This window comes from Caldisphaera sp., from assembly GCF_046536515.1.
Classification (GTDB): Archaea; Thermoproteota; Thermoprotei_A; order Sulfolobales; family Acidilobaceae; genus Caldisphaera.
Genome location: NZ_JAWDMQ010000013.1, coordinates 1 through 12723, shown reverse-complemented (window position 1 = coordinate 12723; position 12723 = coordinate 1). Strand labels below are relative to the sequence as shown.

The following is a 12723-nucleotide window of genomic DNA, read 5'->3' as shown; positions in this document are numbered from 1 at the left end:
GGCTATAGATAATTGGATTAAACCTAATTAGTTTTATAAAAAGAAAATAATATTTGCTTTATCCTGTTATGGGGGATGCAAGTAAAACAACATCAAGAAAATTAATTAATAAAATAAAAATAATTTTGGTTTCTGTGCTTTTCTTTTGCTTTGGCCCCCCAGGCCAAAATGCCTGAACCCGGGGGCCTTTCCTATTCCAGGCTCCTATCTGTCATACCAAATTCTACATCTTCCGGATCAAGAGCATTAACTATAAAATCAAAAGCCTTCTTAGGATCTGTATGAGAACCGCAGCTATATACATCTACTGTAGCAAACCTATATTCAGGCCATGTATGTATTGTTATGTGGCTTTCTAATACAATAGCCACGGCACTAACCCCTTCTCCTATCTTCCAAGTTTTAACGTCTAGTATAGTCATATTTCCAGCATTTCCTGCTTTAATTAATAAGTTGGTTAAACTTTTTTCATCACTTAATAGGTTTATGTTTCTGCATCCCTTAACATTTCCATAGACATGACGCCCAACGACTTTTGGTTTTTTGCTATATTCGTCCTCTATGTTGTAAGTTGACTGCATCTTAGCACCCCCCTATTTAAACCCTCTATATTTATATCCCCCACCACTTTAAAAGTTATTGCCCCCTATTATTACGAAATTTTCTTTGTTTTTACAAAATTTTGATGAATAATAAGGTTTTTATCTAAATCTTCTGATTTATATAAGGTGAACAGCTTGGAAAATCTAGAAAAGAAAGATCCAAGAGAGTTGCTAGATATGATTTATATAAAGCTTGATTTATTAGAAAGAGACGTTTCTGAGATGGCTAAAAGAGAAGAATCTAGAGGGAAATTAATTGCAATTAATGAATGGTTAGAAGAAATAAGAGATATATTAAATGTAATGAGAATAAAATGCTGATTATTTTTTAATTCTGCTTGTTATAAAGTCTTCATATGTGAAATCAGGTTCCTGGCCTGGAGCTAATAGTCCTTTGTTTCTCATTATTTCTCTTGTTAATAACCAATAAACTAAAGCTAGGCTCCTTCTACCTTTGTTGTTCGCTGGAATTATGAGATCGACGTCTTCTATTTTATTATCAGTATCAGCTAAAGCAACTACTGGTAGACCAATTTTAGATGCCTCAACTAAGGCTTGCTTATCGGTTCTTGTATCTGTTATTATTACTGCATCTGGTTTTATATAGCTTTCTAAGTTGGGATTTGTAAATATGCCCGGAATAACCCTGCCACTTATTGCTTTACAACCAAGCTTCTCACACATAATTGTTATAGGCCTTTGTCCATAAATTCTTGTTGAAACAACGGCTATCTTTTTCTGGTCAAAATTTGATAGAAATCTTCCCGCTATTCTAATTCTTTCATCTATTTTATTAACATCTAATAGGTAGAATCCATCTGGAAGTATTTTATAAACAAATTCTCTCATATATTTTGTGCATATCTGTGTTCCGAAAATAACTCCTGCTTTCTTATATGTATCCGAAGATACTAATAACTCCTTATTTTCTTCTTCACTCAAGCGTTTGCACCCTTTTCTAATTGCTTATACCTTGCAATCCTGGACGTGCTATATTTGGAAATTTGTTCTATATAAGCTATACTAGTATAGAGGGTCCTTCTGCAACAATACCTCTTTACTCCCAAATCATCTAAAACCTTTTCGGGATCCTCTCCTGCTTCAACTCTTTTCTTAAATGGTTCGTATAAATGCCCTAATGGTGCTCCGCAAGTTAAGCATCTTACTGGAGGTAACATATTTTTCACCTATATGATGTCTGCCAACCCCTTCTAGCACTGTATCTCATGTACTTTTCAGGCTCAGTTCTTCTATAATCACCGGAAAGCATCGTTCTATCGTATTCTTCGAATATCTGTTTAATTCTTTCTGCAATTTCGTTTCTCTTCTTGCATTCTTCGCTGCTCTCATTACATCTGAAAAATGAAATTAGTCCTCTAGCTATAGCTGTTCTAGATGCAGAAGCTTGCCCCATAACTCCTCCTCCGCTTACTCTTACCTCTATGTCTATCAAATTCATAATTTCTTTTCCAACTAGCAAAATAGGTTCCATTATCTTTACTCTAGCCATGGTATTTGGAATAATCTCTACAGGAACACCGTTTACCTTAACTTTACCATTACCTGGTTTTATTATAGCTGTAGCAACTGCCTTCTTTCTTTTACCCGTTGATACTATCAAATTTAGGTTACTCAACAGCCTTCACCTTCCATCCCATGTTTTCAGCTATTACTTGAAGTGTGGTAAACTTACCTCCTAGCTTATCTACCGTAAACTGTATTTTTATAGGTTGCTTATTTTTATATTCTTTAGGAACGCCTACATAAACTTTGAGTCTTTTTAATGCTTCTTCACCCTTCTTGTTGTTTTTTGGTAACATACCAGATACAGTTTTCTTAAATAACCTGCTTGGTGATCTGGCCCTCTTTGGCCTCCATTTATGAGAAAAGTGAGTTTTAACGTTTAATACGGTATCTTTATAAAACTGTATCAACTTTACTGGGTCACCACTAATAGCTATTTTCTCGGAATTCAATATAACGACCTTGTTCCCTTCTAATAATAATTTGGCAACATGGCTTGCTAGCCTACCTAATATTGTGTTACTACCATCAATCACTATTTCTTCCATCTATACCACCTCATACTATTATTTTTACACTCTTCCCTTCGGGGTTTGTTTTCATTACCTCTTCTATAGTAATACTGTTACTACCAGAGGATCTTATTTTTTCTACAGCGTCTTTAGAGAATGAGAATGCAGCAATAGTAACTTTTTTGTTTAATCTACCGCTTCCTAATACTTTTCCAGGAACTATTATAATATCATTATCGTTAGCTAACCTATTAACCTTATTTAGGTTAACTGCAACCCTTCTTCTTGCAGGTCTTGATAGTATTTCTGCAACATAAAGCCAAACCTTAGATTTCGTGTTTTTATATTGCTTCCTCAAATTCCTAATTGTATTAACTAACAGCTCATTTGTTATTTCTCTTCTCATATTTACTCACCCTTTTCAATTTTTTCCAGCAGCGCTTCTACCCTCCTATCAAGGCTTTTAGAGGCTTCTAAAATAATTTGCTGTGGGTCTAGAGAACCGTTAGATTCTACTGTAAGCAATAGTTTGTTGCTATCATATCTAACCTTAATTATATTTTTGCATGAGCTATCTTCACAATACCTTAACCCGCTGGTATTAATGTTTGTTTTATACTCTATTGTTTTGTTTTCTTTTGATTTAAGAGCATCTTCAACTTCTTTATAATAAGAAACGCATCTTATACACTCTTCATTAGCTTCACTTCCCTTTACGTCAACTATTGTTGTGTATTGTAAAATAGATGCGGAGGCGGGACTCCACTTTCCATGCTCTCTACCTCTTCCTAGCCTAGCATAAGCAACTAAATGAATCCTTTGACCAGGAGCTAAATAAACTATTGGGGTATCAGGATATGCTGGTTTAATATTTTCATCAGAAAACTTTAGTTCCGAAGCTTTAACATATAATCCAGAAGTATTTTCATCGCTTAATTCCTTCTCGAGAACTACTTGAACATAACAAGAAGTATCTGTTTCATCTTTGCCATTACAATTTTCTGGTAAGTTGTATTTGTGTATGGCTTCATCTGATTTTAATACTAATAAGCCCAGCCTGTGAGCAATTATTTCATCATAAACGCTCGTATCATTATCATAAAAATATACATAATCAATAGCCATAGTAGGGACATCAGATAATGCTAGCCTTCTGAGGGCATTACCAAATGCTATTGGAAATCCTTCAAGATACACTGTTATTTTGTTATTTTTAAAGTCTAATATATCAACGCTCTTTTCCATTTTTATGCCACCTAAGCATCTGCAAAAATAAATAATAATACCAGGCTAATTAAATTTATATTAAAAAATATAGTTTAAACTCTTCTACCTCTTCTTCCGCCAGGTCTCCTTGTTGTGTCGTGAGGTATAGGTGTTACATCTTCTATACGTCCTATAACGAAACCGGCTCTAGCTAAAGCCCTTATAGCTGATTGAGCTCCGGGTCCAGGCGTTTTGGGTCCATGACCTCCAGGCGCTCTAACTTTTATGTGAATAGCTGTTATACCTCTATCCATAGATGATTGGGCTGCCCTTATCGCAGCAATCATAGCAGCATATGGAGAAGGTTTTTCTCTGTCAGCTTTAACGACCATACCGCCTGAAACTCTTGAAGACGTTTCAGATCCTGTTAAATCAGTTATGTGTATAATGGTATTGTTAAAGCTGCTATATATATGAGTTACCCCCCACCTAAGCTCTCTAAAGGCCATCAAGACTCACCTTCTTTACCTTGAGTTTCTTCATTTTTACTTTCCATCATATCTTTAATTGGGCTACCTAAGGCGTAAGTTATTTTATCTTCATCCTCCCTTGTTACTAAATACCCGGGATTTGTAACTCTTTTACCATTTATAGCGATATGCCCGTGAGTTATAAATTGTCTAGCCTGATAAATTGTTTTTGCCATTCCTTTCTTCAATATTATAGTTTGTAGTCTTCTTTCTAATACATTTTCTGAAGTTAATCCTAAAATATCATCAAGACTTGATTCTTTTCCTATTAAGCCTAACTTGTATAGTCTCTCTAAAAGGCTTTTACCGACTTCGGATCTTTGAGGCTCTGGTAAAGCAAGTAGGTTTCTTGCTTGGTGTCTAAGAGTTCTTACTATAGTTTCTGCAGTCCAAAGTTCTTTTTTATTTCTCAATCCATATTTTCCTATTATCTTCATTTCTGTCTCTAATCTGGACTTAATCCAAGGATGTCCAGGCCCTTCCCATTTCTTTCTACTGCTTTTGGGATCCCCCACTTGTTTCCACCTTCTCTTTCTTAACTCCTATAGTCATACCTAATCTACCGGTAGTATGGGTTTTTTGTCCCCTTACCTTAAGTCCTAGTTTATGTCTAACGCCTCTCCATGAATTAACCTTCTGTTCTCTTTCAACGTCCCTTCTTGCAGCAAATATTAAATCAGCTCCAATAAGGTGCTTATCAAGCCCTGTTTCATAGTCTTTTCTTCTATTATACATCCAGCTAGGTAACTTTAACTTAGTTAGATCGCTAATGACATCTTCTATTTGTTTAATTTCTTCATTACTTAAATAACCTATTCTTTTATTAGGATCCATCTTTAAATGTCTAACAATAGCTAGAGCTGTTTGATATCCAATGCCTTTAATTTTACTCAAACCCAATATAAGGTTTAAATTACCGTTTATGTCAGTTTCAGCGATTCTTAGCACATATTTAAATTGTTCCTCCTTCACACCTTTGGCAGGCATTCAGCATTCCCCAAGATAATTAATAATGTTATGCGCCGGCTTTAGCCCTTAATTCTTTAACTTTATCAACAATTTTCTTTAAATCGTTCTCGGCCTCTCCTCCTTCAACAATTGCAACGCTTGCTGCTCCTACTTCTATGTTAACTGCTTCTCCTAGTTTTTTCTTGCTTGGCACATATACAAATGGTATCTTTTTTGCATCGCATAATAATGGTAAATGAGCAACTATTTCTGGTGGATCTACATCTACTGCTATAACTACTAATTTAGCGTTTCCTCTCTCAACAGCTTTTGTTGTTTCATTAGTTCCTTTCTTTATTTTTCCGCTTTCTTTTGCCTTACTAACTACCTTATACACTTCCTCTGCCAGATCTTCTGGCACTTCAAATAATACATAGCTTGACTTTGACATATTCATCCTCCTCCCCTATTTCGGGTCGTCATACATATTTGTAGCAGATAAACTTTTAAATATAACGCATCCATAATAATAATAGGTGTGAAACTCGTGTGCCTTGAAAAACTAGGTCCTGGAAGCAAAGCACCAGATTTGGTAAACATGTTCATAGAAATCCCTATGAATAGCAGCGTTAAATACGAGCTGGACGAAGAAAGTTGTTTAGTAAAGGTTGATAGATTCTTATACACAAGCATGTCGTATCCATTCAATTATGGTTTCATTCCTGGGACGAAGTCAGAAGACGGAGATCCAATAGATTTGTTACTAATTAGCAGAGAACCAGTAATGCCTGGAACAATAATAGAAGCAAAGCCTATAGGAATATTGATGATGCAAGACGAAGAGGGTCCTGATTCTAAAATTATTGCAGTGCCCAAAGAAAAGCTCGATCCTATTTATGGCTCTTGGAGTGATGTTAAAGACATTCCAGATTTCTTGAAAAAGAAAATATCTCATTTCTTTGAGCATTATAAAGAATTAGAGCCTGGGAAATGGGTTAAGGTAACAGGTTGGGAAGGGGCAGAAAAAGCTAAGGCAGAAATTTTGAGTGCCGTTAAGAGAGCTAAGGAATAAATTATAAACATTATAAAAATATTTAATTTTATTTTATTGCAACAACTATTATATTATTTAAATTTGATCCTGTAGGGCCTGTCTTTATTAATAGCCCTGCCTTTTTTAAAACATAATAGCTGTTGTTATTTTTTAGTTCTTTTTTAATATCTATTCCAAGGGACTTTATATAATCTATGTCTTCACTAGACAATAAAGCTCCTGCAGAATCTGTTGGTCCATCAATACCATCGGTTGCAAAAGTCAAGATAGCAGCTCTTTTAGATGAATGATACTCATTAACCTTTAATCCCCATGCTAATGCTAATTCCATATTTCTTCCTCCAAGACCATTCCCTTTCACTGTAACGCTAGTTTCTCCCCCCAAGATAAGAGCTATTGGAGGTCTGTATGGAATGCCTTTATTTAACGAATCCAACGTTATTGAAGCTAAAGCATATCCAATATCTTTAGATTCCCCTTCGATTCTTGAAGTCAATATGATAGTTTTATATCCTTTGCTTCTCATCAGTTTTGATACATGTTTTAATATTAATACATTTTTTGCTATTATTTTATTTTTTATTTTTTTAAATACTTTATCATTAGGCTTAGGCGTTTCTTTTATTTTTCCATTAATGCCATCAATTAGCACATTTAAAACAGATTTAGGTATAAAATCTTTTAGATTATAATTTGTTATTACATTAAATGCATCATTAAATGTAGTTGTATCTGGTACTGTTGGTCCTGAGGCTATTTGATCTATTATATCTCCTGGAACATCGCTAGCATATAATCCATATGCTTTTTTTGGATATACTAAAGCTGCAAGCCTTCCGCCTTTAATTTGGGAAATATGCTTTCTAACAGTATTTATCTCAGAAATGCTTGCACCAGAATTTAAAAGAATCCTATTTAACTCTTTAAGGTCATCTAAAGTTATATTACCTAATGGTTTTTCTACAAGAGAAGAACCTCCACCAGAAATTAAAAATAGAAAATCTGTTTTTCCCTTAATTTTAATCCATTCTATAATTGAGTCCGCCGCCTTAATGCTGTTTTCATCAGGTATTGGATGACTTGATTCTATAACTTCCAAATTTCCTTTAGGCTTTTCAGTTCCTTTAGGTATAACTACAACTCCTCCATCGATTTTGTCGTTTAGTATTTCAATTGCTCCATTTGTCATTGAAGATGCTCCTTTTCCAAATGATATTAATATAAATTTCTTGTTAAAATCAATTTTAAGCTTTTTTAAGTCTTTTTTAACATAAATTGATAGATCTGATTTCGTCAATATATGGTTTATTATTTCCTTTAAATCATCCTTTGGATTCATCTTTTCTCACTATTAACGTGCATTAAATAAAAATTTTAGCGTTTGTTTTCAACAAAGTATTCTATAAAAGGAATTATAATTCCGGGGGCTATAATAAAGGCAACATAAATTAATAATATTAAAGATAGATCTAAAGTTATGTAGACTTGTCCACTACTTGTAGATATGGGCCCAACACTTAATATGCCTCCATTAAAATAGCTTAAAACTATAAGTAACCCTATTAGAGATGAAGAAGCCCTTAGCAAAGGATTATATATTGTTCCTTTCATTATCCTAGCAACTACATCTAGTCCAACAAATAATCCTATATATAGGTATATATCAGATGAAAAAGGTAGTCCCAATAAAGGTATTTGACTGCTCAAAGACGATGATAATACATTTAATAAATATGGTAAAAGGTAAACATATATTATAGAATAAAATATTCCTTCTAATATTCCCAGAAATATCTGTTTTATTATCCAATATATTTTTTCTTTATCCAATTTTGTTCACTTCTGTTATGTTAAAATTATATAGCCCAGCTATTTTTCCTGTTATACTGAATTCATATTGGGTGGCGTTCTCAAAATAATATGCTGGAATACATTTATAAACAGTTTCATTCTGATATAAGTTTCCAGAAAATAATACATTATTAATCGATTTCCCATTGCTGTATATTAGTTTTAAATCTATTGTTGCATTATTCATTTCAACTTCATTATTATATGTTATATTAAATAATATCCCAATAGTTCCATTGCAATTAGTTTGGGTTTCTGTTATATTTAAAGGGTTTTTCAAAAATCCTGTAACAAATCCGTATAATGGATAAACAGCAAGCACCAACAAGATTAAACCTGCAACAATTGCTAGTATGCCAAGTTTCAATCATATCCCCATTATTTAATTAACTCTACCCCTTTTGATAATATAGTAGAGCCAGCAGCTAAAGCTATACCTAAGAATGCAACTTTAATTAATAATATTACTAAAGCCTCTGCTGTAAAAGATATTGGAACAGTATTTGATGAAGTTAAAGAATTCAAATTACTTATAAAACCTGGATTTAAAAATGATATATAGGCCTCATAAAATACGAATATCAGCAATGCAACCCCTATTGCAATTAATGCAATACCTATATTTCTAGGCGTTTTATTAGGTTTGTTTTCTGCCTTTTGCTGATTCTCATCTTTTGATGACAAATAGTTCACCATATGTAATATTAATTTTATGGTTTAAATTTTTATATGCTATTATAAAAAATAATAAAAATGCTATATTTGGAAATAAATAAGTATAAGTACAACTATATAAGTAAAACTTAAATAATGTAAATTGAGGGACTAATAATGAGCTTTATTAAGAAACTAAAGGCCCTATTTGAAATGACTAAACCAGCACAGCTTGGATTACTGCTTGTCACAGTTTTTGGGGCATATTTTGCTGCAGGTACACCAATTAATATAAGAAACCTTCTTTTATTGATACCAGTAGGTATAGGTGGCATAGGGGGAGTAACTGCTCTCAATATGTATTTAGAGGTTGACATAGATTCTATAATGAAGAGAACGAGAAAAAGGCCTTTACCGTCTAAACAATTATCAAAAGAAGAAGCCATACTAGGAATCATATTTCTTATACTTATTGGTATTATAGCTGCCGACTTTATAAATAAATATGTAGTGTTTGCTATAATTATGGGGCTTTTGTTTGATATAATTGGTTATACTGAACTAACAAAGAGAACTACAGTCTCAAACATAATATTTGGAGGTATAGCAGGGGCTATGCCCTCTTTAGGTGGTTGGGCTGCTGCAACGGGTAGTTTTGGGATAGGAGGTATATTGCTTGCATTAATAGTATTAGCATGGATTCCAATGCATATATGGTTTATAGTTTATTATCATATGGATGACTATAAGAATGCCTCTATTCCAATGCTTCCCGTTATATCTAATGAAAAGACATTTGGAGGTTTGGTAATATTTTCTATAATTTCTTTAGACATATTAGTATGGCTTTTCTATTTATTAGAAGGAAGGGGTTTGATAGCTGCATCGTTATCAACAGTGTTTGTTCTGATAGCATTATTAAAAATAAGGAAGTTCATACTGTCTCCATCAAAGGACAATGCTCTGTCTGTATTTAAATTTGCGAATTCAATTATAGCAGCTTTTTTCGTCTTAGTAAGATTTTTATAAGGTGGAAAATATGAGTAATTTATGCAAAGGTGTTTGGTACTATGTTTGTATTTTTTATTCTATAGCGGCCTTATTTTTCACCATTTCTATAATATTTATGCCTTATATCATGATATCTTCAGCTATATTTCTTATATCTATAATTGAACCAATAGTATTTTTAAAGAAGAGGGATTATTTTGTTTATGTTGCATTGTCCTTAATGTCAGTTGTTTTGATATTAACCCAGCTAAAATTCTTATCATTAATTTTACTTTCCATATCATTAATTTACGTTACACTAAAAGACTTTAAAGCAATAATACCTTCATCTCTTCTCGCTACTTCTCTTATATCTTTTATGCATATTTCTTTATTATTTGAAAAGATACTTTTCTTTGTATTTCTTTTTATATCGACAATATCAATTAGCTTTATAACTAAAAAGCTGCACGCATTTGTTATGGTTGTCATTCCTTTAATTTCTTTATTTACAGCCCCTTTAGTAGGATTAATCTCTTCATCTGTAGTTGTGTCGATAATGTCGTTTTATTTTAGACAACAAAATGAGGTTTGTCCTTTTACAACAGACGCAGGGCTTGCAATGGGTGGAGGGTTCTTATCGGGAATAACGATAATATTAGCGGCAATATATGGTTGGAATTTATTTGTTTCATCCCTACTTGTTTTAAGCGTTTTGCTTTTATTATCAGGTTCTATGAAGCCAGAAAAAAGAAGTGTTTAAAGTTTTTTAGGTATTTTTAGCCTAATTTCTCTACTATTGCTAGCATATTGTGTTGTATCTAATCTGTATAGCACATAGGGCTTTCTAAGCATATTAACTTCTTTAAATGCCTCTATTGTATTTTTAATCGCAATATCTCTGGGCTTATTCCTAATTTTAGGTAACAGATTTACTCCTGGCTTTCCCCAATTAATGCAAGGAATTAAAGTACCATTAGCTAATAATCTTACTCTCATGCAGCCTGCACAGAATAAAGGGTTATTATATGATTTTACCATCTCAATTATCGCTCCATTAGGCAGCTCATAAATAGGTCTATTATGCAATTTCCTTAAAATTATCTTTGCCCCTTTCTTAATTAAAATTTCTTCTATTAATGAGAGGGGATAATGCAAGTTGTTAAATTGTTTTGAGCCAGAATTAATAGGTTGAAGTTCTATAAGCTGCAATGTTACACCTTTTTTCGCTGAAAATTCTACCAAATCCATAACTTCCCTATCATTTAAACCTTTTACTATTGATGCATTTATTTTGGTTTTTAAACCATTCTCTAAGGCAGCATCGAGTCCTTTTAATGCCTTTTCTAAACCATCTACACCTGTTATTTTATAATAGGTTTCTCTATTTAGAGAATGAATAGATATGTTTACCCTATTTAAACCGGAATCCTTTAGCTTTTTAGCATATGTATAAAGTAAGTAACCGTTTGTAGTCATGGATATATCCGAATTTTCAGAGTATTTTCTTATGTTGCTAATTATATCTATTATGTCGTTTCTAACTAAAGGCTCCCCTCCTGTAATCTTAAATTCATTTATACCTATCTTTGTTGCTGCCTCGGCAACTATACTATAATCATAAGGTGTTAATTCAGGAGGCATAGTTCCTATCTTTTGAGGCTTGCCTATGGGATCTCCTTCTAAATGACAAAATATACAATTGTAGTTGCATTCTCTCGTTACAGCAATCCTTAGATTCTCCAAAGGTCTTCCGTAGGCATCTATTAGCTTTTGCATGAGTTTTCCTCCTGCATTAACTATAATAATTGAAGATTTTATATAAAAGTATATTTTTTGAAGGCTATTGTTATTAAACAGCAGAAATGATAAAGATATAATTATGATAAAGAAACACAAACCTCGCCCCTTCTAGGGGCGGGGTAAAGTTTTTTAAATCAAAAATACTATTTCTATTTGAGATGCCTTTAGATGCCTTCGTCTGGTCAACTCTTAAAGCATGAGGAGCGGGAGCCGATTTCTCCCGCAATACCAGATGAAGGTATCTACGAAGTTAATTATACAAATAAAAGAACAAATGTAGTACGTCTTCTTCCAAATGGTTTTCAGAAAAGGAAGCTCAGAAGGCTAGCGAACATCTCATCAAAGCTCTTCAACGAGTTAAACTATGAGAGGAGACAACAGTTTTTTCATGAAAAGAAAGTGGACTTCAATATAACGTGGAACAAGTATTATGAAAAGTATAAGGAAGAGCTAAAAGTTAATGCTCAAGCAGTTATGCAGAAAAACAACGAGGCATGGAACTCATTTTTTTCTCTTCTAAAGTTGAAGAAAGAAGAAAAATTGCCAACCTTCATGAAACATGTTAGCCCACCGCGTTACTGGAAGGATAGAGAAACTAAGAGGAGGAAGCTTTTACTTGTTGTTAGACAAGACAGATATGTTATAAATGAGCAAAACCATAAGTTAATCCTCAAGGATTTCAACCTAGAAATAGATTTTGCAGGCAGACTAAAATGGTATGGAAAACAAGGTAGGCTAGAGATATACTATGATGAAGCAAGAAATGCATGGTATGCATCTATACCTGTTGAAGTAGGTGTTGAGAAAACTAAAAAGGGAAAGGAGAGCAAATATATTATTTATGGTGAAAGGAAGGCAATACGAGTTGAATTGCCTAAAGGTAATAAAGTAGCTTCAATAGATTTAGGTATAAATAATTTGGCAAGCGTAGTATTAAACGATGGCACTTGGTTTCTCTACAAAGGTGTTAGGACTAAGGAGGACTACTTTTATTTAGAGAATAAGATAGCACAAGTACAATCCTTAGCAGATAATACAAGAAACATTGG

21 protein-coding genes are annotated in these 12723 nt (G+C 33.2%); 5 read left to right on the top strand and 16 right to left on the bottom strand.

Annotation, left to right across the window (positions count from 1 at the left end; genetic code table 11):
* Nucleotides 1–191: 191 nt before the first annotated feature.
* Complete coding sequence (gene speD / locus RXO53_RS03270) at nucleotides 192–581, bottom strand: adenosylmethionine decarboxylase (RefSeq protein ID WP_410712835.1); 390 nt, start codon at nucleotides 579–581, stop codon at nucleotides 192–194.
* Between the two features lie 156 nt (nucleotides 582–737).
* Here speD and RXO53_RS03265 point away from each other — a divergent pair, with 156 nt between their 5' ends.
* Nucleotides 738–923 (top strand): hypothetical protein, encoded by a 186-nt coding sequence (locus RXO53_RS03265; protein WP_410712834.1) that lies wholly within the window; start codon nucleotides 738–740, stop codon nucleotides 921–923.
* On the opposite strand, the gene rpsB is transcribed toward RXO53_RS03265, so the two are convergent.
* The 10 genes from rpsB to rpl7ae all read right to left on the bottom strand — a co-directional run bounded on the left by rpsB (nucleotide 924) and on the right by rpl7ae (nucleotide 5773).
* The gene (gene rpsB / locus RXO53_RS03260) at nucleotides 924–1544 is read right to left on the bottom strand and encodes a 30S ribosomal protein S2 (RefSeq protein WP_410712833.1); all 621 of its coding nucleotides are present in this window, start codon (nucleotides 1542–1544) and stop codon (nucleotides 924–926) included.
* Nucleotides 1541–1780: a DNA-directed RNA polymerase subunit N gene (locus RXO53_RS03255; RefSeq protein WP_410712832.1), complete on the bottom strand. Its 240-nt coding sequence runs from the start codon at nucleotides 1778–1780 to the stop codon at nucleotides 1541–1543. The genes rpsB and RXO53_RS03255 overlap by 4 nt, the downstream gene beginning before the upstream one ends.
* A 5-nt stretch (nucleotides 1781–1785) precedes the next feature.
* Nucleotides 1786–2238 (bottom strand): 30S ribosomal protein S9, encoded by a 453-nt coding sequence (locus tag RXO53_RS03250; RefSeq protein WP_410712831.1) that lies wholly within the window; start codon nucleotides 2236–2238, stop codon nucleotides 1786–1788.
* The gene (gene rplM / locus RXO53_RS03245; protein ID WP_410712830.1) at nucleotides 2231–2674 is read right to left on the bottom strand and encodes a 50S ribosomal protein L13; all 444 of its coding nucleotides are present in this window, start codon (nucleotides 2672–2674) and stop codon (nucleotides 2231–2233) included. Before rplM ends, RXO53_RS03250 begins: the two co-directional genes overlap by 8 nt.
* A gap of 10 nt (nucleotides 2675–2684) precedes the next feature.
* Entirely contained in the window at nucleotides 2685–3044 is a 360-nt protein-coding gene (locus tag RXO53_RS03240; RefSeq protein WP_410712829.1) for a 50S ribosomal protein L18e, read from the bottom strand.
* 2 nt (nucleotides 3045–3046) lie between these two features.
* Nucleotides 3047–3883 (bottom strand): DNA-directed RNA polymerase subunit D, encoded by an 837-nt coding sequence (locus tag RXO53_RS03235; protein ID WP_410712828.1) that lies wholly within the window; start codon nucleotides 3881–3883, stop codon nucleotides 3047–3049.
* Between the two features lie 74 nt (nucleotides 3884–3957).
* Complete coding sequence (locus RXO53_RS03230) at nucleotides 3958–4353, bottom strand: 30S ribosomal protein S11 (RefSeq protein WP_410712827.1); 396 nt, start codon at nucleotides 4351–4353, stop codon at nucleotides 3958–3960.
* Nucleotides 4353–4889, bottom strand: coding sequence for a 30S ribosomal protein S4 (locus RXO53_RS03225; protein WP_410712826.1), 537 nt, complete (start codon nucleotides 4887–4889; stop codon nucleotides 4353–4355). Before RXO53_RS03225 ends, RXO53_RS03230 begins: the two co-directional genes overlap by 1 nt.
* Nucleotides 4867–5361, bottom strand: coding sequence for a 30S ribosomal protein S13 (locus tag RXO53_RS03220; protein WP_410712825.1), 495 nt, complete (start codon nucleotides 5359–5361; stop codon nucleotides 4867–4869). Before RXO53_RS03220 ends, RXO53_RS03225 begins: the two co-directional genes overlap by 23 nt.
* A gap of 28 nt (nucleotides 5362–5389) precedes the next feature.
* Nucleotides 5390–5773 (bottom strand): 50S ribosomal protein L7Ae, encoded by a 384-nt coding sequence (gene rpl7ae, locus RXO53_RS03215; RefSeq protein ID WP_410712855.1) that lies wholly within the window; start codon nucleotides 5771–5773, stop codon nucleotides 5390–5392.
* A gap of 96 nt (nucleotides 5774–5869) precedes the next feature.
* Here rpl7ae and ppa point away from each other — a divergent pair, with 96 nt between their 5' ends.
* Nucleotides 5870–6394, top strand: a complete 525-nt coding sequence (ppa, locus tag RXO53_RS03210) for an inorganic diphosphatase (RefSeq protein ID WP_410712824.1) — start codon at nucleotides 5870–5872, stop codon at nucleotides 6392–6394.
* A gap of 28 nt (nucleotides 6395–6422) precedes the next feature.
* Here ppa and RXO53_RS03205 read toward each other — a convergent pair whose 3' ends face one another.
* Genes RXO53_RS03205 through RXO53_RS03190 form a run of 4 tightly spaced genes read right to left on the bottom strand, consistent with a single transcriptional unit; the run spans nucleotide 6423 to nucleotide 8911 of the window.
* Complete coding sequence (locus RXO53_RS03205) at nucleotides 6423–7715, bottom strand: glycerate kinase (RefSeq protein WP_410712823.1); 1293 nt, start codon at nucleotides 7713–7715, stop codon at nucleotides 6423–6425.
* A 35-nt stretch (nucleotides 7716–7750) separates the two neighbouring features.
* Nucleotides 7751–8206 carry a hypothetical protein gene (locus tag RXO53_RS03200; RefSeq protein ID WP_410712822.1) on the bottom strand — a complete coding sequence of 152 codons (456 nt, stop codon included), beginning with the start codon at nucleotides 8204–8206 and terminating at the stop codon, nucleotides 7751–7753.
* On the bottom strand, nucleotides 8199–8594 hold the full coding sequence (locus RXO53_RS03195; RefSeq protein WP_410712821.1) for a hypothetical protein: 396 nt from the start codon (nucleotides 8592–8594) through the stop codon (nucleotides 8199–8201). Before RXO53_RS03195 ends, RXO53_RS03200 begins: the two co-directional genes overlap by 8 nt.
* An 11-nt stretch (nucleotides 8595–8605) precedes the next feature.
* Nucleotides 8606–8911, bottom strand: a complete 306-nt coding sequence (locus RXO53_RS03190; RefSeq protein WP_410712820.1) for a hypothetical protein — start codon at nucleotides 8909–8911, stop codon at nucleotides 8606–8608.
* A 147-nt stretch (nucleotides 8912–9058) separates the two neighbouring features.
* Here RXO53_RS03190 and cyoE point away from each other — a divergent pair, with 147 nt between their 5' ends.
* Nucleotides 9059–9910: a heme o synthase gene (gene cyoE, locus RXO53_RS03185; RefSeq protein WP_410712819.1), complete on the top strand. Its 852-nt coding sequence runs from the start codon at nucleotides 9059–9061 to the stop codon at nucleotides 9908–9910.
* Between the two features lie 10 nt (nucleotides 9911–9920).
* Nucleotides 9921–10634 (top strand): hypothetical protein, encoded by a 714-nt coding sequence (locus RXO53_RS03180; protein ID WP_410712818.1) that lies wholly within the window; start codon nucleotides 9921–9923, stop codon nucleotides 10632–10634.
* Here the strand turns inward: RXO53_RS03180 and moaA are convergent.
* Entirely contained in the window at nucleotides 10631–11770 is a 1140-nt protein-coding gene (gene moaA, locus RXO53_RS03175) for a GTP 3',8-cyclase MoaA (RefSeq protein WP_410712817.1), read from the bottom strand. The two genes, RXO53_RS03180 and moaA, sit on opposite strands and share 4 nt — an antisense overlap.
* A 72-nt stretch (nucleotides 11771–11842) precedes the next feature.
* Here moaA and RXO53_RS03170 point away from each other — a divergent pair.
* Nucleotides 11843–12723, top strand: an 881-nt coding sequence (locus RXO53_RS03170) for a transposase (RefSeq protein WP_410712816.1), incomplete at its 3' end; no start/stop codon positions are given.